The sequence below is a fragment of the Halorubrum tibetense genome (assembly GCF_042661865.1).
Lineage (GTDB): Archaea > Halobacteriota > Halobacteria > Halobacteriales > Haloferacaceae > Halorubrum > Halorubrum tibetense.
Genome location: NZ_JBHSWW010000023.1, coordinates 1 through 21,079, shown reverse-complemented (window position 1 = coordinate 21,079; position 21,079 = coordinate 1). Strand labels below are relative to the sequence as shown.

Here is a 21,079-nt window from a genome sequence, read left to right as displayed (position 1 = left end):
GCCGGCGAGGTAGACGGGCGGGGCCGCGGACGCCCTGGACCCAGCAGCCCCTGCAGATCGATCGGAGGGCCCGGACCCGCCGTCCACGCCCGCAGCCGGCCCGCTATCCGCGCCTACAACCGACTCGCTGTCCTCGCCCGCAACCGATCCGGCGGACTGTTCGCGTGCCACTCCCAACAGGTCGGTGTCGGCGTCGACGCCGATCACGGTCGCTTCCGGATCGGTTTCCTCGCGGAGGACGCGCGTGAACTCGCCCGTGCCGCAGCCGACATCGAGGACGCGCCGCCGACTCGACAGCGCGAGGTCGGCCAGCGCCGCTCGGTCGCCCTCCCACATCCCCTCGCGGGTGCGCTCGAGGTACTCCGCCGAGAAACGTCTCACGGGGGGCGTTGGCGGACGACGGGATTAAAGACGGGGATCCGGTTGCCCAACCACGGCAGAGGCACACCGAGTCACGGTAGTCGCAGCAGAGGCACACCGAGTCATGACCCGGCCGCCTCACGCCTCGCTGTCGTCGCTGCCGATCCCGAGAAGGTCGGCCGCCATCGCGGCCGCGACGCCGACGCAGTAGCCGAGGAACGCGCCGCTCACGCCGACGAGGGCGAACCCGACCGTCAACGACCCGAGCAGGGCGTCACCGCCGCCGACGTTGGGGACGCCGACGAGCGTGCCGACGGCGACGAGGACGGCGAACACGACGGCGGGGACGATCCCGACTGCGAGACAGGCCGGACCGCCACACCGGGCGTACGCGCCAAGCGCCGCTACCGGCGCGGGCGCGTAAAACACCAGCAGTGGCACCACTCGCTCCGTGAGTACCGACGCGACCGGGGCGTCGACGGGGTCTGCGACGACCGCCGCGACCATCGCGAGCGCGACGAGAGCGGCGAACCCGCCGACGAGCTTGACGGCGAGATCGCGTTCCCGGCCGACGAGCAGGGCTTCCGAAGTCGCCATATCCGGGGTGTGTGAACCGGAGGCATAAAAAGCCGCGTCGGACGCGCGGCGGCGGCCCTCGACGGGGCTCGGAGGCGATCGGTCGATCGTATCCGGTGGGTTTCCCTGTGCGCCGAAGTCAGTCATGCCCGGTTCCGAGAGACGGGAACGCGCCGTGTTTCGGGAAGCACGTGGAGCGGGGATCAGTCCTCCGGCCATCGCTCGTCGCCCCGGTCTTCGTCCGTCCCGACCCCGTACTTCTCGGAGAACGTTTGGTCTGAGAGGTCCCCCCGGGCGACATCGACGGCGTCGCGGATCAGTTCGACGGTGGCGTCGTCCATGGCCGGCTCGGGGGCCGATGAGGGATCGTCGGCGGGATCGGACCGATCCAGGGCCGAGTGATCGGTGGCCGGTTCGGTCGAGCGCTCGTGTTCCTCGTCGCGTCCCATGGTCGGGGTGAAGCTCACCGCACCCCTCCGACTGCCGCTTGACCTATTGACTGTTTTATACCCATCCGGTGTCGAGCGACACAGTCCCACACCCATCGTCGATCGGTCCATCGTCACGTCGGCGTGCTGTCTCTCCGCCGACTCGATGTCCACGTCGTTCCGACTGGCGGGACTTTCGCCTCGACTGTCGCATAAAAACGTCCGAACAGGTGAAGGGACATAGAGACGGGAGTAGAGACCGTTCGATGGAGCACGATGAACGAGACGACTGCTGTCCGACCGATGGCAACCGGCGAACGGCGGGAATATCGGGAATGATTGGAGCCCAGCGGCAGGCGGGATCGCCCGCCCAGCCGTGTGTCGCCCGATCGCCCTGCTGCCTATCGAACGCCACGTCGTCGACCGCGGGTCGTCGGGTGCTCGTGGCTCGTCGAGTCTCGCGATCGTGGCCCGACACCGGGCTCCGGATCCCCCGCGATGTCGACGGGTTCGTTCGGCAGCTCGCGACGAACACCGAGGAAGAGCGACCAGTAGGACAGCACCGAGAGGTGTCGCCGTGACCCGCCCTGAAAACCCCAACGACCCGAAAGAGAGGGCTATCGACCTCTTGACCGGGCTCGACCGCGTTCGACGGGAGCACGGGACCGTGACGGTGTCGTGTCAGTTCGAGTGTGCGTCAGATGGGACGTTCGGCGGTCGGTGGCGGGGTGTTCGCCTCCGTGACTTGCTCGGGTCGGCACCCCCGGAGACGACCCACGTCCGAGCGGTTTCCACCGACGGCTACTGTGCACCTGTCGCCCTCGCGGACGCACTCGACACCGTGGTGGCCGTCGACCGACTCGACGCGCCGAACGAGGGGCTTCCCCGACTCGTCGGCGAGGGACTCGACAGCACCGAGACGGTCCGCGGTCTCGACCGGCTCGAACCGGTCGCGTTACCCCCCGATGCCGACCCCGAGCCGACGGCCATCGACGGCTCCGATCCGACCGACGCGGAGGAGTAGTCCGACTCAGTTCTCCCGCAGCTCCCGGACCCGATCGATGTTCCACGCGAAGCTCTTCCCGTCTTCCGTCGGCGTTTCGAGCGCCAAGGGAACGTCACGTAAGTCCGGATGGTTGAGTATCCGTGCCATCCCGTCCTCGCCGATGTGTCCCTCCCCGATGTGGGCGTGTTCGTCCTTGTGGGTGCCACAGGCGTGTTTCGAGTCATTGAGGTGGATGTACTCGAGGTGCTCTAACCCGACGACATCGTCGAACTCCGCGACCGTCTCGTCGACCGCCTCGGGCGTGGAGAGGTCGTAGCCAGCGGCGAACGCGTGGGCCGTGTCGACACAGACGTCGATCGGCGTCTCGGTGCGGTCGATGATCCCGGCGAGGTGTTCGAACTCGCCGCCGAGCTTCGTCCCCGCGCCGGCGTCGCTCTCGATCAGGATCGTGACGCCGTCGGGGACGTCGAGCTCGTCGATGACGCTCGCCGCGTTGTCGAGGCCGCCCTCGACACCCGCGCCGGTGTGTGCACCGAGGTGGACGTTCACGTACGGGATGTCGAGCGTTGCCGCCGCGTCGACCTCCTTCTGCATCGAGTCGAGCGACTTCTCTCGGAGTCCCTCTTTTGGCGTACAGAGGTTCACAAGGTACGAGGTGTGGATCACCCACGGTCCCTCCAGGTCCCGTTCGGTCCCCGAACGGAAGCGTTCGGCCTCCTCGTCGCCGATATTCGGGTCCTGCCACACCTGCGGGGAGTGGGTGAAGATCTGCCCGCAGTTCCCGCCGACCTCGATCTGGTTCGCGACGGCGTTGTCGACGCCGCCGGCGATAGATACGTGTGCACCGACTCTCAGGCTCATACCTACCGTAGACGGTCGGGGGGAAAAGCCGCTTCGGAAGGGTCACGCGGTCTCGGTTCGCCGTGTCGCCCGGATCGGGTGCAAGCGAACGGTTCTTATCCAGTTGTCCCGTCCGGCCACCATGACCGACGACGCACTTCGCGTCGGCGACGAGATCCCTGACGTCTCCGGGGACCTCGTCTCACCCGGCGGGGAGGCGACGCGGACCGCCCTCCGAGCCCTCCTCGCGGACGGTCCGGTGTTGTTGTGTTTCTACACGGCGGACTTCAGTCCGGACTGCATCGAGCAGTGGTGTTCGTTCCGCGATTTCGACTGGTTCGCCTCCGGCGACCACGTCCGGGTCGTCGGCGTCAGCAAGTCCGGGGTCGGGCTCCACCGCCGGTTCATCGCTCGGCTCGGTCTCACTTTCCCCATCTTCTCCGACACGGACCTCTCCATCTCCGAGGGGTTCGGCGTCGACTACCGGGTGCTCGGGCTCGTGCGGCGCTCACGACGTTCCTGTTTCCTGATCGACGGGGCAGGGGTCGTCCGCTACCGCTGGCTCAGCGAGCACTGGCTCGACCCGACCCGCGATGTCCCGCCGGTGGCGGAGATCCACGAGGCGGTCCGTGAGCGCCTCGACGCGACGGATCCGGACACGTTCGGGTTCTGAGACGGCTGGCGGGCTTCGCGTGTCTCGCGCTCTCGCGCCCCACGCACGTCTCACGTCCCCGGCCTCCAGCCACCTCACTCGTGGTCCCTCCCCGACTTCCCTCGTGGCGATCGGACCCAGCCGTCGTCCCGGTACTTCCCCACGACGAGATTGCGTGCCAACTCCGTCTCGTCGTCGCGCCACGCCGCGTCCGTCTCGATCGACCCGGTTCCCGACTCGATCCAGTCCACGAGCGCTGACTCCAGTGTACGGACTGCCGCCGCGCGGTCAACATCGGCCAGCTCGTCGATCCCGACGACCCGCTCGCGGAACCGCTCGGCCGTCACCGGCGGGTCCGCGAAAACGTCGAGGTGTGCCGGCGCGTCGACCGAGAACGTCAACGAGCCGTGTTGGACGACCGCGTCCCGGGTGCGGTACTGCGCGTTGCCAGCGATCTTTCGGCCGTCGGCGACGACGTCGTGTGCGGGGTGGAGCTCCCGGAGGTAACAGGCCGGGTGGTGGAGCTCGGGGACCGACTCGTCGACGTAGTCGGCGTCGATCCCGAGTCGGGTGAACGCGTCGAGCACGGGCTCACACAACAGGTGGTAGGCGTCGAGGAGGCGTCCCGGAACCGCGTCGGTGGGGACCGCGATCGAGTAGGCGATATCGCCGTAGGCGTCGTGGTAGATCCCACCGCCGCCGGTCTGTCTCCGGGTGATGTCCACGCCCGCGCGGTCGCAGGCGTCCCAGTCCACCGTGCCGGGGTCCTGCCCGTAGCCGAGGGTGAGACAGCTCGGGTCCCAGCGATAGGTCCGTACCGTGGCGGTCCCCGTCTCGCTCGCGGTCGCGGCCGCGGCCTCGTCGAGCGCCATCTGCATCGGCCCCGGTCGCCGCTGCTCGCGCATCACCCGCCAGTCGACATCGGGCGCGGTCATACCCCGAAGTCCGGTTGGCGTCCCGAAAGCGGTTGTGTTCCTCGCGGTGGTCCGCCCCACTGACGAGTTCAAATTGTATATCGCTGCATGTGATTTATCAGCCCGAGCAGTCCGACGCGGGCCGTTTTTACGAATCGCCGGAGTACGGGCCCGTATGGTCAGAAACGTCGCCGGCGATATGGCGGAGCTCGCGCCCGAGGACTTCTACTTGCTCTCGGGCGTCGAGCAAGGGATGCGCTTCTCGGAGTGGGTGCGCCGGGACAAGCTCCCCGACTACGCCGACCTGACCCCCGAGGAGGTCGACTACCGGCTCGATCGGTGTCTCGACCGCGAGCTGGTCCAGCGGAAGACGATCCAGTACGAGGGGTACCAGCTCACCTTCGAAGGGTACGACGCGCTCGCGCTCCGGACGTTCGCGGAGCGGGAGACGATCGACGGTGTCGGCTCCCCGCTCGGCTTCGGCAAGGAGGGGGACGTGTACGAGGCGCAGTCGTTCAAGCCGCTCGCGTTGAAGTACCACCGCGAGGGGTACACCAACTTCCGCGAGGTGAACCGCGAACGGGAGTACACCGCCGACCGGAACCACGTCTCTTGGATGTACACCGCACGCAAGGCGGCCGAACGGGAGTACGAGGCGATGGAGGCGCTGTATCCCGACGTGAGCGTGCCGCGACCGGTCGATCACAACCGCCACGCCATCGTGATGGACAAGTTCGACGGCGTCGAGCTCGCCCGCTCGACGCTCGAACCGGCGCAGGCGGCGGCCGTCCTCGATCTGATACTCCGAGAGCTCGAGAAGACGTACGATCGGGGGTGGATCCACGCCGACATGTCCGAACACAACGTGGCGGTCGCCGAGAGCGGGATCACGATCTTCGACTGGCCCCAGGCCGTCCCGGTCGATCACGCGAACGCCGACGAGTTCCTCGCGCGGGACGTGGCGAACCTCCACCGATACTTCGCGCGGAAATACCCACACGAAGTGCCCCGCGGTGTCGATACCGACGCGCTCGCCGCCGCTATCGCCGACGGCTCGTTCGGGAGCGTTCGCGACTTCACCGAAAAATAAACCACATACTGCAATATTAAATTAGTTCCGTAGTTGCGTCCACAGTTTCGGAGGATAGGCTAGTTTTGGATCGAATCGCCATCAAGTCGTGGTGATTCTCAGCAGTCGGGGATCGATTTTGAATCCTTACTCTCGAACTACCGGACGAGCGTACGAAATTGCGTGGATTTTGGCGCTGCTGGATACGGTTGTCACTCTTGAGCGGCGGACCCAGCGAGAGCTCAGCCGACTAGTCGTGCGGGATCAACGCCGAGGCAACGAACTCAACACACTCACCCGCAGTAATCACAGGCGCGTAGTCCATCTCCCCGTCGACACCTGCTTTCAGCAGGAAGTCGGTCAGCCGCCAGATATTGTATAGGAGTACCGCGAACACGAAGTAGAACAGGCGAACGCGGTATTCTTTCGAGGAGGTCTTGGCGAGAAAGTCGTGCTTGATCGATTTGTACTCGCTCTCGATTTGCCACCGGCGACTATACCGTTTACAGAACGCCTCGGCCTCATCGGGTCCCACTCGGAGATTCGTCGCGAAGACGGCTGTCCCCTCCCCACCCGTCGACGGCACGTACAGGAGCCGCATTGGATGCGATCCAGATTCCACATGGACAGAAGCCGACTCAACAGCCACCTCTTGGTCGTCTTCCCCCATTTGTTTGAGTACATCCCGTTCAGAGCTGGAGACTCGCTTCGGAATGAGGTAGTTCACATCGAGGTTTGAGAGCGTCTGAAACACCCGTATCGAATCGAACTCCCGATCACACAGCACTGTCTCGATTGGAACATGCTCTTTCGCTCGTCGAACGAGTCGCCGAACAGTACGATGGATCTGATTCGACGGGTTCTCATCCCACTCAGAACTCTCTCGAACCGGCTCGACAGCTAAGACCAGCGGGATGTTCTGTCCGATGATCGAGAGGGTCGCAAATTTAAACGCTCGACCGTCTCTGTCCTTCGTTCCACTGACCATCGGCATCCCTTCGACATCCCCGTAGTAGGGAATGGTCGTGATATCGATCGCGGCAGTGACTGGCCGGCGGAACGATGCTTCAGAAGCAATCACGGAAAGCAAGCGATCCGTTGTCTCGTTGAAGCCGTCGACGAGCTCGTCAGGATCGAACTGCTTGACGGTGCGAAGGTGGGTATCGCCATGCGGGCCGTAGTCCTCGCCACGCCGGTACTGAAAGGGAGTAGCTCCCTGCGTGGCTCCGCACCGAACCATCCCCATGAATGTCTGTAACTCGAAAAATTGCGTGTCCTCGTACGAGGCGTTCGGCGCCCGATCAGAGTCGAAGTGTCCGAAGGCGTGATCACGCGCGAGGCGCGTTGTCTGAACAATCTCCTCCTGTGAGAAGGATTCGTCTTCTACTGAGTCTGTATCTTCTTGCTCATTGTCGACGATCTCTGCCTTAGGCCGCACCTCCGGCGCTGAGATGCTGCGATCATGGACTTCTTTGACAACGAAGTGGGCGGCAGCGTGGATGTATTCGTGGGTCGCGTCGTCGAATCGATTTCGCCACGCACGAGAGAATGCTGATTCGTCGGGCACTCGACTGAAGCCGAGGATAGTCGCTACTTCCGGTTGTCGGGTGATTCGTCGAGTGAAGTTGGCGTATGAGTCACCCGTTATCTCCATGAACGGCTGTGTTGAATCACCATACAGCAGCGAGGTAGGCCGCTAAATCAAAGGAGTTGAAGCGGGAGAATGCGGTTGTCTATGACGCAAATCTCCCGCTTCATCGGGGAAGTTGTACCGGTTGCTCAAAGAGTTACTGGCGATGGAGGCGAATCCGCCGCCCCGGAAGGCGGCGGCGGATTCGCCGACTATGCACTCGTTTCCCTCCATTGTCTTCGGATTTACCTCGATACGTCGTACCGCATGACGATCGACTTACTCAAAGAGATGCCACAAATAACCGCGGAGATCGGCCTCAACGCGGCCGATCTCCCCGCGCCGTCCACATTGTGTAAGGCGTTCGACCGGATCAGTATGAGCGTCTGTCGAGTGCTGCTGCGCCAGTCGGCGCAGCTGCACGATCTCTCTGAACACGCCGCGATTGACGCCACGTTCTACGACCGCTCACCAGCGAGCCGCCACTACTGCCAGCGAATCAGCTACTGCGTTCAAAAGCTCAAAGTTACGAAACTCGTCGATACAGCGTCGCAGGCCGTCATTGACGTTCACTGCTCAACGAATCGAGAAGGAAGTGACGCAGACCTCGCTGAGCAGATCGCCCGCCGGAACGCGGGCGATCTGCGGTCTCTTGCGGCCGATAAGGGCTACGACAAGCAATCGCTCCGCGAAGCTCTGCGTGAGCTCGGGATCAGACCGCTGATCAAGCACCGCATCTTCGCACCGTACGACCACGCGCACAACGCCAGAATCGACGATAACCGCTACAATCAGCGCTCAATGACTGAAACCGTGAACTCGGCTGTGAAGCGCTCGCTCGGCTTCGCCGTGCGAGCGCGGTCATGGTTCCGTGAGTTCCGCGAAATCGCGCTGATGTGTGTCGTCTATAACATCAAACGCTTCGTCAAACAGTGAATCCATTCGCCTTACAGCGATTCAACACAGCCCTGTCAGCACAATGAACCCTCCTACCGCAAGACCGACAATGCCTCGCAGGAGGCCAGCCATCGGTGTCAGTTGATCAGCGGTGACAAAGACGACGCTTCCGAGCGCGCCGAAGACAGTTCCAAGAATTGCGTACGTCGTCGCTCGCCCGACGTTGAACAGGAAGTGCTGGCGAACCTCGTAGGTCGTGAGATGACCGGCACGTCCGTCGTTGGCTGTCGTCGTTCCGCTGTCAGGCTGCGGCGTCATCTGCTTCGAGTACATCGTCACAAGTGGACCGCACATCCCGATACAGTGTGCGCCGCCCAGCACGCCGATGAGGACGAAGAGCACGACGTCAATCCGGAGGAGCGACTCGATCACAGTCGTTCTCGGCTACGTATTGGTTTGTGTCGTCTGGTGTGTCTATCGAACGAGACCGGACAGATACCGAGGACGCGTTACCACTGGCTAACAAGGGGTCGTGCTAGGCTGGGGACGCCTCAATCATCTGGAGTGTAGCTTGGGACAACAATTCTTCACAGTGGGTGCCAATACGTCAACGATGACGGACGAAATAGATATCCCAACCGAGCCGCGGGCTGCGGTCGACGCACTGGCGACTCATCTAACTGCGACCGCAGATCGCCCAGTAGCGCCAGCAACGAACCGATGGCTCGGAGAGGCTGAAGCCGTCGCCCGTGATGCTACCAGTGACGATCTTGACCCGCAAACCAGACAGAAACGGGTTCGTCAGGTTGTCACACTGCTTGAGTCGGCTGACGAAACAGACGATGTGGTCGCCGACCGCCACATCGAAGCGGCGATTGAATGCTGTCGAGTCGTTCTCGCTAACGAGTGACTGTGTTCCTTTTTGCACGGAATCGCCCTCTCGGCGCTTATTAAATTCATTAATTAGAATAACCAAATTAAACCTCATAAAGTTATTCTCTTTCGTTAAAGAAACCTATATACGTTACAAAAGTATATTCTAGCGCGCCACACTTATATTCGTAGTCTCTGAAGAATACTTTGATGAGTTCAAAACAAGACGATCTTAAAGAGACAAACACCGAGGCTCGCTTCGAGTTCAAAAAAGAGGAGAAGTCCGCCTTCAAAAGCGAGAAGGGGCTCACCGAGGAGACGGTCCGCGTCATCTCTGAGGACAAAGACGAACCCGAGTGGATGCTGGAGCGCCGGTTGCGCGCGCTCAGACAGTTCCAAGAGATGCCGATGCCGACCGACTGGCCCGGCCAGCCGGACCTGAGCGAGGTCGACGTAGACGAGATCGTCCCGTACATCCGCCCCGACGTCGATGTTCGCGCCGGCGTCGATGACTGGACAGAGCTCCCGGACGATATCAAGGACACGTTCGACAAGCTGGGCATTCCCGAGGCGGAAAAGAACGCGCTCTCGGGCGTCGGCGCGCAGTACGAATCGGAGGTCGTCTACCAGAACATGCAGGAGCGGTGGGAGGAGAAGGGCGTCATCTTCTGTAACATGGACGAGGCCGTCCAAGAGCACGAGGAGCTCGTCAAGGAGTACTTCATGACGGAGTGCGTCCCACCGAGCGACAACAAGTTCGCGGCGCTTCACGGTGCGATCTGGTCCGGCGGCTCATTCGTCTACGTCCCCGAAAACACCACCGTCGACATGCCGGTTCAGGCGTATTTCCGGATGAATTCCGAGGGAATGGGCCAGTTCGAGCACACGCTCATCATCGCTGAGGAGGGCTCCGAAGTCCACTACATCGAGGGATGCTCGGCACCGAAGTATTCGAAATTTAATCTTCACTGTGGGGGCGTCGAAGTGTTCGTCGACGAGGACGCCCACGTCCAGTACTCGACGGTGCAGAACTGGTCGAAGAACACGTACAACCTGAACACGAAGCGCGCCATCGCCGAGAAGGGCGGGCGCATGGAGTGGATATCGGGGTCGATGGGGTCGAAGGCGACGATGCTGTACCCCTCGACGATCCTCAAGGGTCGCGGCGCCTCCGACAACCACATCACCATCGCCTTCGCGGGCGAGGGGCAGGACATCGACACGGGCGCGAAGGTGTACCACAACGCGCCGGAGACGAAGTCGACCGTCGAGTCGAAATCGATCGCGAAGGACGGCGGCCGCACGAACTACCGCGGACTCGTCCACATAGCTGACGGCGCGGAGAACTCCTCGACGGCCGTCGAGTGCGACGCGCTGATGTTCGACAACGAGTCGACCTCCGATACGATGCCGTACATGGAGATCAACGAGTCGAAGGTCGATGTCGCCCACGAGGCGACCGTCGGGAAGATCGGCGACGAGGACATCTTCTACCTCCAGTCGCGTGGGCTGGACGACGACGACGCGAAACAGATGATCGTTTCGGGCTTCATCGAGCCCATCACCGAAGAGCTGCCCATCGAGTACGCCGTCGAGCTGAACCGGCTCGTCGAACTCGAGATGGAGGGCTCGCTGGGGTAATTCGATGCCGGAGTGTACACACTGCGGAGGACACGTCTCACAGCGATTCGTGACGGTGTTCGGGTTAGACGGTGGTGACGTAGTCGCCTGTCCGGCATGTTCCGGTCGGTCACACATTGCAGAGACGATCGTGGATCGGTACTAGTCAGGGACCATGGAACACTGCTTTGCGTGTGAGACCGACTACGGGTACCTCGGAACGGCCCCACACGAAGGGTGCTGTCCAGCCTGTGGCTCGACTGCTGTCACTCCCGCAGGCGATCTCAGCGTCGTCGACACGACAACATGGGAGAGCGCGAACGGGCTCTCAACGGTCCACGTGACAGCGACTGACAACCTATCACGCCAATTTGAATTTGTCATTGCGGCGCGGCGGGGACAAGGGAAACTCGTCTGTCTAGCGATCGATGAGGTAACCGTGCCCACTAAGACTGTGTGGTCAGTTCCATCTGCCGTTGCTACGAGAGTTACCGCGCATGGTATCAGGATCAGCGACTCAGCGCCAGCTCAGAGCTCACAATGAACAGTACTGGCCAGACACACAGTAGAACGCGTCTGTCCTGTCCCAGTCACGAGAGGTGATGCCACGTGATGAAAGAGCGCACTAACGAAGAGTGGCTGAACACAGTTTCCCGCAGAAACGGTACTGATGAGCCTTCATCGAGCGAAACCGGCGACGGACAGTCTGTTACCCACTCCGTTTCGGAGGAGGGTAGGGACGGACAGCACAGTCGGACCACATGTCCGGAGTGTCACGGACGACTTCGTCGAGCCGATGATGAGGTTGATGCGGTCTGTGACGACTGTGGACTCGTCGTTTCAGATGCGACGCTTGATACGAACATCAAACTGTACACGCCGAACGGCACCGGCGATCAGGACTCCCGCGTCGGACCAGCAAGCACGAACCTCTTACACGATAAGGGGTTGTCAACGATGATTGGGTGGCAAAACACCGATGCGAAGGGGAACGCGCTGTCAGGGGAACAGCGACAACAGATCCGCCGCCTCCGACGGTGGGATGAGCGCTTCCGACGACGCTCATCTGCGGATAGGAATCTCATGCATGCACTCGGTGAGATCAACCGCATGGCTTCCGCGCTTGGCGTACCCGACAGCACCCGAGAGACAGCAGGCGTCATCTATCGTCGCGCACTTGCGGACGGACTCGTTACGGGTCGAGCCGTTGAAAGCGTCGCCACTGCGGCGCTATACGCGGCGAGTCGCATGGATGATGTCCCGCGCTCTATTGACGAGGTCTCAACAGTGAGCCGCGTCGAACAAATTCGCGTCGAGCGGGCGTATCGACACGTCTCACGTGAACTCGGGTTGGAAATCGCTCCGACAGACCCCCGTTCGTTCATCGGACGGACCGCGTCGGACGTGGAGTGTACGGACGCGACAGAGCGAGAGGCACGACGTCTCGCCGGAATAGCGGTTGAAAACGGCGTTCACAGCGGGAAACATCCGGTAGGCATCGCCGCTGGGGCATTGTACGCGGCCGCTAAGCGATGCGATGAGTCGCTCCGACAGACAGATATCGCTGATGCTACGGACGTGAGCGAGATGACGATACGGAACCGGTATCCTGAGATTTTGGCCGCAACAGATACGGAGGATGAGTAGACACAGTGAATGACAACGCTGCCCCCGAACTCAGAGGCGTATCTGGCTAACCCACATACAAGCTTGCTGCTGTATGGCGATTCAGCACAGCCTCTTACCCCCAAATATTCGATTCTTTTGTTCGATGCCGGACTGTTCCGCCAAAGAAAATAACTTTTCTTCGACTGACTGAAACCTGTCGACCTCTAGACTAGGTTGACGCTATCGACGAAGTGGGGAATCTGTCAGAGGCAAAACGCGTGGCTCGAAGGCACCATCGAGTCACGCGGGTTTCCGCTCTAAGCCAGGCGATCTGTGACTGATTCGATAATCGCGGTTGTCTTATGAAGTGTACCAGCGGATGTCTGTCGAGAGTCGCGCACACGTACATATACGGTATAGGCCATGAGAGGCGGAGTGGTCCGCGAGACGAAAATATATTGATCCACTATTTATGTATATTGACAGACCTATGAACTCGGACTCGTCAGTTACTCGGTTTGATCCGACGACTACTCGGTCAGCACTCGACGCTGTATTCACTGCTGTCTCCGAGTTTAAAAATACAGATGCGAAAAATCTCCGGCGTCTCGACAGATATATTGACGCCGACACAATCAACCTCCTGTTTGGTGGTCCGGATAGTTCAACAACGCGTATTGAAGAGGGGACCCTTTCGTTTCGATACGACGATGTATTCGTGACTGTGACACATGACGGATGGATCGAGGTCGTCGACGCAGACGCGTTCCCCACACGGCCAGCACACCATAGACTGTCAGCCGACGCACGCGCACAGCAATCGACCGAAGCGGCTCTCGAAGCGGCGGCAGCGGCGTTTGCCGAGGCCGAAGAATACGTCTGGACCGCCGCTAGCAACACTTCGGATACTGAACTCGGCGATCCGCTCTGGGCAGTGGTGGAGCAACTCTGGGCCATTCAGACATCGATTGACGACCTGACCGCGCAGTCGTCTTCGACTGAACCGCTGGCAACACAGACAGATGACCAGTTGTGACGAGATGACCGATGACGCACTGTTCAACCTCGGCATCGATCTCAACCGAGAAGAGACAGTAGGTGGCGCTATTGATCGGACACTGACTGCGGTCCGTACCACACTGGGGGACACAGTTATTACCGTGTGGCGAAACCGCAACGAGCATGGTAGTAACCCCGAGAATGCCCAATCGCCGGAACAGCCGTCCCCACCGTTGTTCGGTTCCGAACGCCATACGGGTCGGTCGGCTCGAATCCCTTCACCAGACGCAGCTCTAATCAAGCGATGTTTCACGGCTGATGCGCCGGTTCGAACTGACGGGGTGGCCGGACCAATCGCACCGGATGATAACCGCTGGCTTCCGCGTCAGGAACTTTTCGTTCCGATCGATTCCGAGCGTGTGCTATCGGTTGGCTGGGATCACCACGATCTCGCGACCGCGTTGGACGAGGCCGCTGTCCGTGATGTTCTCGAGCGAGCAGCAGGGTCACTCGCCGCGGCACTCGACCGTATTAGCTCCCAGACCCGTGACCCGACAGGCGAGATCGCCTCGGATATTCGCCTCGGTGCGTTTCAACAGGCGATCGAGGACGCCGCCGATGGCGTCGCCATCCTTGACGACGAGGCGTACGTCTATATCGACCAGACGCACGTCGATATGTACGGATTCGACAGCAAACAGGAGCTACTCGGTCGAAGTTGGCGGGAGCTATACGCTGCGGATGAAGCGGCACGGATCGAGAAGGAAGCTTTCGACGCGCTCGAACGCGATGGTCACTGGCAGGGGCGAGTAACGGGAAGTCGGCCAGATGGAACGACGTTCCCGGCGGAGCTGTCCCTGACGATGGTCACCCCATCCCGAATGGTCTGTACGGTGCGTGACGTGAGCGATCGTGAAGCACGGGAACACGAACTCGCATTAAAAGAGCGGGCGCTGGACGAAGCAGGGACCAGCATCCAGATTACGGACCCAACCCAACCGGGGAACCCGTTGGTGTACGTTAACGAGGAATTTGTACAGCTAACCGGATACGAGCGGTCAGAGGCTCTCGGCCGAAACCCGAGATTCCTCCAGGGCCCCGGATCAGATTCGGAGACGACAAAGCGAATCCGTACGGCGATCGAAACCGAGCGACCGATAACAACTAAGCTGAGAAACTACACCGCGGGGGGTGAACCGTACTGGGCGAAGCTCTCCGTGACGCCGGTTCGAGACGCAAACGGAATCGTGACAAACTACATCGGGGTTCAACACGATATTACCGAGCAACGACGGCGGATCAGAGAGCTCAGAAACCAGACTGAGCGGCTGGAACTCGTCCTCAGCGGGACGGAGACGGGCATCGGTGAGTGGGACTTCAGTACCAACACAGTCACGTTGGACGCCACTTTACGAGAGACGGTCGGAGCGAGCCCGACGACGATAGACGAATGGCAAGCAGTAGTTTATCCGGAGGACCGCGAACGTGCCGCTGACGCCCTGCGGCGCCCGATCGAGACCGGTGACCCGGCTGCTGAGACGATACGAATCGGGACGGATGACAGCGAAGTCACGTGGATAGATCTACACACCGTTGTGAGTGATGCGGGTGATGGCTCTGCCAGTGTGCTGGCGATGGGGCGAGACGCGACGAAGCGCTCCGAGCGTGTGAAATGGGCGTCGAAACTGTTTGATCAGGGCCCGCTGCTGTTCGTTCAAACTCGGGCCGTTGGCGGCGAAGCAGTCATTGAGGCCTGTGACCGGTCGTTTTCCGACGCGCTGGGGTACGAGCGCGAAGCGGTGGTTGGACAGCCGCTCAGTGAGTTTTACGACGATACCTCGGCCGATTCGCTCCAAACAGACGGCTACGAACGCGCGCTTAGCGGCGATCTTACCGTTGCGGAACGCACGCTCGTGACGACGGACGGCGACACGGTCCCGTGTCTGTTACGGGCGATCCCGCGCACCGTCGACGACGAAGTCGTAGGTACCGATGTGCTGTTCATCGATATCTCTGAACGCGAGAAGTACACTCGGCGACTGGAGGCAGTGTTTAACAGCCCGCACCAGTTTACCGCGTTAGTCCGCCCCAACAAAATCGTGACCGACGTGAACGATACGCTGGTTACACGCATCGGCGTTGATCGGTCGACAATAGTTGGTGAACCGATCGACAAATTCCCGTGGCTGAACCTTGACCCGGGCCACGGGCTCACGGTTTGTGAGGCGGTCAACCGCGCGGGTGACGGTGAACTCGTCCAGACCGAAGGAGAGCTACAGGGTCCAGACGGTCTCGCACGCATCGACGTGTCGTTCAAGCCGATTCGTAACGCCGCTGGTGAAATCACGCTGATCGCGGTTGAAGGGAAAGATATCACCGTGAAGACGCGACAGCGACAGCATTTACAGGTGTTCCAGCGGGTCGTCCGACACAACGTCCGAAACGATTTAAATAAACTCGTGGGATGGACAACGATACTCGCCGAGGAACCGGACGCTGACTGTCGTCAGGATCATCTCCGCCGACTGACGCGTATATTCGACGGGTGGGAACGACTTACGAACAAAATGCAGGTGATCGATCGCGCGATACGGGAGATACCACACGACGAGTCGAGCGTTAACATCGCTGAGGTCACTGAAACGGCCGCAACGGCGGTACGAGATGACCACTCGGACGCAACGATCGCTGTCTCTGTCGACGCGACCAACGAGAGTGTCTCACGATGGCTTACACACCCACTTACCGAGGTGATAAAGAACGCGGTGGCCGCAGGAGACCGAGAAGATCCGTACGTCAACGTATCGGTGAGACAGGTCGACAACGGCTGGCTCCAGATCGTCGTGGCCGACGACGGGCCTGGCATGCCAGATATCGAGCGGGAGGTACTCGTCACCGGCGAAGAGACGCCGTTACAGCACGGTTCTGGGCTCGGGATCTGGCTGATTCGGATGTTAGTCTCGGTACTCGGCGGGGAGATCGACGTCGACGTGACCGACACAGGTACCGAAGTTGTGCTTCGCGTTCCGACGTCGTCAGCAAACCGTAATCTGGGTTTAGCCGCACCCGGGCAGATGTCCTAGGGGGCATACCGTACAAACTGCGAGGCGTGTGGAAGGGTCGGCAAAGCCCCGTCTCACAACGAGGGGCAGCGATCCGAAACCCAGCAACCGAGGCCGGGTTGTGACACGGACTCGTCGGGTAACAGTACCGTATTCACTCCGGGGTAGACTCGCCGCCGTCTTCATCGACTATTCCGGAAGGCTGTCGGTCCACTGCTTGGGCCGACGCTTCACTATCCGAGCACGGCGACGAGCCAACCACCTGCCATGTGGGGGCAACATCTCGCTTTCCACACACTCGCGCCTCAATCTGGCCGTCGTCGGTTCGCATCTCAATAACGTAATCGAAGTGTGCCGACCCAAACCAGCTGGAACCGTCGATGTCGCTCGCTGGTGGCAGGTGGATGAGCCCGCCGACGCCCTGATTTCGCCACTGGCCGACCAGTTCGTGGAGGAACCTATCGAGTGCAGTCGAGTCATGATGCGCCAGCAGTTGGGTCAACGTCGCGATCGCGAATGTTCCCGTTCGATCACCCGTCGCGAGTCGTGTCGTCGCCCGTTCGGCGGCGACACCGAGCGAGGTGAGGTCACCACACCGGACCGGTCGGGACTCCGGCGTCGCGACGTCAACGCCGCCATCCGTCTCCGCCCCGGGCGTCGCGTCGATGACGGTCGGATCCACCGTCGAGAGTTGCGAGCGTACCTCATGGCGCGGGTACTTCGTCGTCAGTACGGCGCCGTTCTCGGTCATCGCCGCGTATACGGCATAAAACAAGTCATCGAACAGCTGAGAGCTCGGCGCGGCAAAGCCAACGACATCGTCAGGTTGGACGCCAGTGTCAGCGATGAACGCCGGAGCGATCGCTTCTGGCGACGGCTGTAAGACGGCTTCGAACGCGTCACCGGGATGGCTCTCGGCGTCAAGAAGCCGCTTGATTAGACTGTCCGCGTAATCGTCGGCATAGACGGATGAATCGACCCACGACGAGCGTTCATCGCTCGTTGCGCTCACGGTGAGATCATCTGACCGGTTCAGGTACTCGTACACTATCGTGGCCCGGTCGAACGAGCGGGTACTCACGCGGAATCTCCTCCTCGTGTTGGGGGGTGGCGGTAACGGCGGGGTGTCGAATTTCGCGCCGCACGATCGCGGGGAGGATTCATACTGACAGATGCTCCGTGAGCGATCCTAATTCTGCGCCCGGATATGTATTCCAGACGGAGAGAATGCCTGATATGTCCGTGTTTAACTTCGCAACAGTCGGTGGCAGCTCGTCACTCGAAGAATCCACGCATGATCTTCGACTCCGCGGCCCGTAGATGCTGGTGGAGCGTCGACGAGGACACGTCGAACCGATCGGCGAGGTCGGCGCCGCTGATACCACGCGGGTCATCGTAGTACCCCTCCTGAAGCGCTGTTTCGGCTATCTCCTGCTGTCGGTGCGTCAGCCCCGGGCTCCCACTCGGCCCGTCGCCGACCTCGATCGACCGGGACAAATGCCGCTTCGAGACGAGCCGACGCGACTCGGAAACGGCGGACAGCTTCTCACGGACGTGACCGACCACCGTCGGATCTGTCGTCCAGAACTCCAAGACGTCGGCGTTTGGGCGGGACCGAACGCCACGCAGCTGCGTGTCCGTCTCGATAAGCACGTCGCGAACCGGAGCCAGCGACCGGCTCGGCGTATCCGTCATCCGCACCGCGACCTCGTGTGCGTCGCCCTCGACCGAGTCGATCTTCTCGAGTTCGAGACCGGGTGTCACTGCGACGTAGTCGCGAAACGCCGTGTCAGTGTACCCCTCGATTCGGCCGGTCATGTGGAAGTGCTCCCTGCCGGTCAGCGCGACGTGTTCGACGACGACCGTGCCGTCAGCTGGAAGGTCCGGAAACAGTGGCGACGGGTTTTGACACTCGAGATCGAAGACGAGCGGTGCGTTCGCCCCGTGTGTCGAGTCCAGCGACGACAAACGCATTCCGGCGGCGTCGGTCACGGCCTCGATCGCCCGGCGCTCCGGCTCGTTGAACCGACCGACGTCCGTGCTGGTGAACTCGGCGACAGCGTGGACGGTCCCGTGATAGCTTAGTGGAGCCGCGAGCGATTCTCGGTAGCCGAACTGGAGCAACCGGCTGACATACTCGCCGTGGCCGTTCGGGGGCGCCCGCCTGTCCACGACACGCTGCTGCTCGTTTTGTGAGGCGGCGGCGACTGCGGGAAACGGCTCCTCGCTCGTTTCGTACAGCTTTGCCGGCCCGCCCGGCTCAGACACCGAAAGCGGATCGACCCGCTCGGTCACGGGGTCGTACGTGCCGACGAGCGCGTACTCCGCTACTCGGTCACCGAAGTCGATGACTGCATCGCGCACCGCCGCCGCTGTGTCGGCCGCCACGAGGGTTTCGACGGCCTCGGCTACCGCCGCCCACAGGTTTCGATACCGATCTGCCTGCTGTTCCGTACGCGCAACGTCACCCGAGAGGCCCTCTATTGATGTCTGCTGATGTATCTGTGTGAGCGCCGCCGAAACCTGTTGGCTCACCGCCCGAATGAACGACTCCAGCGTCTCGTCGGGTTCCTCGACGATCACGCTCAGGAGGCTTGCGTCATCGAGCTGTGTGACGAGCGCGTGCTTTTCGCCCGCCACGGTCGAGTCGAGAACGGCATCGCCGTCGAGCCAGTATGTGCCGGGTTCGTTGAACGCTCCCCAGAGGTCCGTTTCGCCCGGCGGGATCCGCTGTCGACTCGCTGTTTCGGACTCGTCACCCGCCGTCGCGATCCGCACGAGCGCTCCGTCTGGCGTGTCGCGGTTGTATACGCCAATCTCGTCGGCTGTCACGACGTCGGCGATCGCCTCGACACACGCATCGAACGCGTCCGCTGGATCCGTTACTTGGAACACACGATTGCTCACGGCGTACAGGTTCGTCAACCGGCGCTGTCGGTCGATCTCGTCGCGTGCGTCGGTGAGCTCGGTGATGTCGTTGGCGACACCGAGTATCGCATCGTCGTCACTGTCGAGCGGGGTAAACGGTATCTTCCACGTTTCCAATACGCGTTCCGTACCCGTGGCGTCGGTAAGTGTCTCTTCGGCACGATACAGCGGGTCGCCAGTCTCGATCACCCGTTGATCGTCTTCAGTGAACGCGTCCACCTCGTCCGGGTCGGCCGTGAAGTCGGCGTCGGTCGAGCCGATCAAGTCCGTCACTGTAGTGCCGTACGCCTCCGCGACCGCCTCGTTCGCGAGCAGAAACTCTCCGTCGGTGTTCTTCGCAAAGATGAGCTGCGGGACCGCGTTGATGATTCGTTCGAGCTGATCGCGTTCGGCCTCGATTCGATCACGCGCCTCGCGCAGTTGCCGTCTCTGTGCGGCGAGCTGTATCGCTGTACTGAGATATTGGGTAATGATCAAGACGAGTTCGCGCTCGCTCTCGTCGAAACCAGCCGTGTCTGGCGCTCCCACAATAAACACGCCGTCATCTCCAACGGGAACGATGAATTCGGCACCGATTGGCGTCTTACGGTTGTGGGCGTGAGCCTCCGCGGCAACATCCGGATAGTATGCGGGCGTGCTGGTATCAAACGCTTTCCACGCGAGCGACTCGCCCGGCCGGAATTCCGGTACCTCATCGACGATCGACTGCCCCGCGCTGGAGACAGCAACTGGAACGAGCGCGTCAGTCACCGTCTGCTCGGAGGCGGTAGCAGCAGTCGTCTCCGTCTCAACGGTTTTACACGCCCAATAGCCGGAGAACGGTCGGTCGATAATTTCCGTCACCCCCTCGATCGCGGTCTCGATCACCGCTTCGTACTCGTTCGCCATCATCATCTCTTCAGCGAGCGAACGCGTCTCCTCGAGTCGACGAATCCGGTGTTCCCGCTCGGTGAGATCGATATTCACACAGGCTATTCCGCCGTCGGGAAGCCGCGCAAGCGACACTTGCTGCGTGATAGAACTCCCGTCGCGTTTGACGCCGACCAGTTCACCGTCCCACGACCCCGTCTTTTCGACGATCGGAAGTATTTCCGCTTCGATCCGCTCGATGACGTCGTTCGTGTACACTTGTCGCCACGTGTCGCCGCGTAGCTCATCGGGGTCCTCGTACCCGAACATCGTGACGTGCGCGTCGTTGAGATACGTGTACTCACCGTCATCGTTCAGGAGCGCGATACCGGACGTCGTCAGATCCATCGCGGTCGCCTGGCGTTCGAGCCGGTCGAGATACGCCATGCGCTCGCTTGCGTCCTGAAAGACGCCGAGTACGTACTCGGTGCCACCGTGTGTAATCGTCGTCGATGTTGCGTCAACGGGGACTGTCGATCCGTCTGCACGAAGGATCGTTGCTGTATCGTCGACTTCTGCAATTGCGTGTTGCTGCTGGCCTTTCTGAACTGCCTCGAATCCTTCGCGATGACGGGTCTCGGTCTCCGGGGGGTGCAGTTCCGTCTGGTGCATCCCGTTGACATCCTCCCCGCCCTAAAGGGCGAGGATTCCCGAGCGTTGGGATATTAGGGTTCGCAACCCACCTGTTCGCTCGGTGCGAAACGCCCC

At 61.4% G+C, this 21,079-nt stretch carries 18 protein-coding genes and 3 pseudogenes; 11 read left to right on the top strand and 10 right to left on the bottom strand.

Annotated features, from left to right (window positions below; all coding sequences use genetic code 11):
- The 3 genes from ACFQEU_RS03305 to ACFQEU_RS03295 all read right to left on the bottom strand — a co-directional run.
- A partial coding sequence (locus ACFQEU_RS03305) for a class I SAM-dependent methyltransferase (RefSeq protein WP_379779256.1) occupies window positions 1–381 on the bottom strand: 381 nt, incomplete at its 3' end.
- 117 nt (window positions 382–498) lie between these two features.
- Complete coding sequence (locus ACFQEU_RS03300; RefSeq protein ID WP_379779254.1) at window positions 499–957, bottom strand: hypothetical protein; 459 nt, start codon at window positions 955–957, stop codon at window positions 499–501.
- Window positions 958–1,139: 182 nt separating this feature from the next.
- On the bottom strand, window positions 1,140–1,403 hold the full coding sequence (locus tag ACFQEU_RS03295; RefSeq protein ID WP_379779252.1) for a hypothetical protein: 264 nt from the start codon (window positions 1,401–1,403) through the stop codon (window positions 1,140–1,142).
- 404 nt (window positions 1,404–1,807) lie between these two features.
- On the opposite strand from ACFQEU_RS03295, the gene ACFQEU_RS03290 reads away from it, so the two are divergent.
- Both ACFQEU_RS03290 and ACFQEU_RS03285 read left to right on the top strand, forming a co-directional pair.
- On the top strand, window positions 1,808–1,945 hold the full coding sequence (locus ACFQEU_RS03290) for a hypothetical protein (protein ID WP_379779250.1): 138 nt from the start codon (window positions 1,808–1,810) through the stop codon (window positions 1,943–1,945).
- Window positions 1,942–2,388, top strand: coding sequence for a molybdopterin-dependent oxidoreductase (locus ACFQEU_RS03285; RefSeq protein WP_379779248.1), 447 nt, complete (start codon window positions 1,942–1,944; stop codon window positions 2,386–2,388). The genes ACFQEU_RS03290 and ACFQEU_RS03285 overlap by 4 nt, the downstream gene beginning before the upstream one ends.
- A gap of 6 nt (window positions 2,389–2,394) precedes the next feature.
- Here the strand turns inward: ACFQEU_RS03285 and ACFQEU_RS03280 are convergent, their stop codons facing one another.
- Entirely contained in the window at window positions 2,395–3,225 is an 831-nt protein-coding gene (locus ACFQEU_RS03280; RefSeq protein ID WP_379779260.1) for a deoxyribonuclease IV, read from the bottom strand.
- 127 nt (window positions 3,226–3,352) lie between these two features.
- Between ACFQEU_RS03280 and ACFQEU_RS03275 the strand changes: the two genes are divergently transcribed.
- Window positions 3,353–3,883: a redoxin domain-containing protein gene (locus tag ACFQEU_RS03275; RefSeq protein WP_379779246.1), complete on the top strand. Its 531-nt coding sequence runs from the start codon at window positions 3,353–3,355 to the stop codon at window positions 3,881–3,883.
- Window positions 3,884–3,957: 74 nt separating this feature from the next.
- On the opposite strand, the gene ACFQEU_RS03270 is transcribed toward ACFQEU_RS03275, so the two are convergent.
- A complete protein-coding gene (locus ACFQEU_RS03270; protein ID WP_379779244.1) occupies window positions 3,958–4,797 on the bottom strand; it encodes a lipoate--protein ligase family protein in 840 nt (279 codons plus the stop codon).
- 154 nt (window positions 4,798–4,951) lie between these two features.
- On the opposite strand from ACFQEU_RS03270, the gene ACFQEU_RS03265 reads away from it, so the two are divergent.
- Window positions 4,952–5,866 (top strand): serine/threonine-protein kinase RIO2, encoded by a 915-nt coding sequence (locus ACFQEU_RS03265; protein WP_379779242.1) that lies wholly within the window; start codon window positions 4,952–4,954, stop codon window positions 5,864–5,866.
- Between the two features lie 229 nt (window positions 5,867–6,095).
- Here the strand turns inward: ACFQEU_RS03265 and ACFQEU_RS03260 are convergent.
- Window positions 6,096–7,502 (bottom strand): annotated as a pseudogene (locus ACFQEU_RS03260) (transposase); the annotation flags it as partial.
- 78 nt (window positions 7,503–7,580) lie between these two features.
- Between ACFQEU_RS03260 and ACFQEU_RS03255 the strand changes: the two are divergent.
- Complete coding sequence (locus ACFQEU_RS03255; RefSeq protein WP_379779238.1) at window positions 7,581–8,411, top strand: IS5 family transposase; 831 nt, start codon at window positions 7,581–7,583, stop codon at window positions 8,409–8,411.
- A 27-nt stretch (window positions 8,412–8,438) separates the two neighbouring features.
- On the opposite strand, the pseudogene ACFQEU_RS03250 reads toward ACFQEU_RS03255, so the two are convergent.
- Window positions 8,439–8,804 (bottom strand): annotated as a pseudogene (locus ACFQEU_RS03250) (sulfite exporter TauE/SafE family protein); the annotation flags it as partial.
- A gap of 181 nt (window positions 8,805–8,985) precedes the next feature.
- On the opposite strand from ACFQEU_RS03250, the gene ACFQEU_RS18255 reads away from it, so the two are divergent.
- The 6 genes from ACFQEU_RS18255 to ACFQEU_RS03225 all read left to right on the top strand — a co-directional run bounded on the left by ACFQEU_RS18255 (window position 8,986) and on the right by ACFQEU_RS03225 (window position 16,555).
- The gene (locus tag ACFQEU_RS18255; RefSeq protein WP_345777157.1) at window positions 8,986–9,282 is read left to right on the top strand and encodes a hypothetical protein; all 297 of its coding nucleotides are present in this window, start codon (window positions 8,986–8,988) and stop codon (window positions 9,280–9,282) included.
- A 173-nt stretch (window positions 9,283–9,455) separates the two neighbouring features.
- On the top strand, window positions 9,456–10,886 hold the full coding sequence (gene sufB, locus ACFQEU_RS03240; protein WP_379779234.1) for a Fe-S cluster assembly protein SufB: 1,431 nt from the start codon (window positions 9,456–9,458) through the stop codon (window positions 10,884–10,886).
- Between the two features lie 4 nt (window positions 10,887–10,890).
- Complete coding sequence (locus tag ACFQEU_RS18250) at window positions 10,891–11,031, top strand: DUF7563 family protein (RefSeq protein ID WP_464383759.1); 141 nt, start codon at window positions 10,891–10,893, stop codon at window positions 11,029–11,031.
- Window positions 11,032–11,477: 446 nt separating this feature from the next.
- Window positions 11,478–12,512 carry a transcription initiation factor IIB gene (locus ACFQEU_RS03235; RefSeq protein WP_379779232.1) on the top strand — a complete coding sequence of 345 codons (1,035 nt, stop codon included), beginning with the start codon at window positions 11,478–11,480 and terminating at the stop codon, window positions 12,510–12,512.
- Between the two features lie 451 nt (window positions 12,513–12,963).
- Window positions 12,964–13,509 carry a HalOD1 output domain-containing protein gene (locus tag ACFQEU_RS03230; RefSeq protein ID WP_139175734.1) on the top strand — a complete coding sequence of 182 codons (546 nt, stop codon included), beginning with the start codon at window positions 12,964–12,966 and terminating at the stop codon, window positions 13,507–13,509.
- A complete protein-coding gene (locus ACFQEU_RS03225; protein ID WP_379779229.1) occupies window positions 13,496–16,555 on the top strand; it encodes a sensor histidine kinase in 3,060 nt (1,019 codons plus the stop codon). Before ACFQEU_RS03230 ends, ACFQEU_RS03225 begins: the two co-directional genes overlap by 14 nt.
- Window positions 16,556–16,688: 133 nt before the next feature.
- On the opposite strand, the gene ACFQEU_RS03220 is transcribed toward ACFQEU_RS03225, so the two are convergent.
- The 3 genes and pseudogenes from ACFQEU_RS03220 to ACFQEU_RS03210 form a co-directional block, all read right to left on the bottom strand.
- Window positions 16,689–17,615, bottom strand: coding sequence for a DUF7504 family protein (locus ACFQEU_RS03220; protein ID WP_379779227.1), 927 nt, complete (start codon window positions 17,613–17,615; stop codon window positions 16,689–16,691).
- Between the two features lie 194 nt (window positions 17,616–17,809).
- Window positions 17,810–18,229 carry a helix-turn-helix domain-containing protein gene (locus tag ACFQEU_RS03215; RefSeq protein WP_379779258.1) on the bottom strand — a complete coding sequence of 140 codons (420 nt, stop codon included), beginning with the start codon at window positions 18,227–18,229 and terminating at the stop codon, window positions 17,810–17,812.
- Between the two features lie 1,260 nt (window positions 18,230–19,489).
- A pseudogene (locus tag ACFQEU_RS03210) lies at window positions 19,490–20,986 on the bottom strand (PAS domain S-box protein); the annotation flags it as partial.
- Window positions 20,987–21,079: the final 93 nt, after the last annotated feature.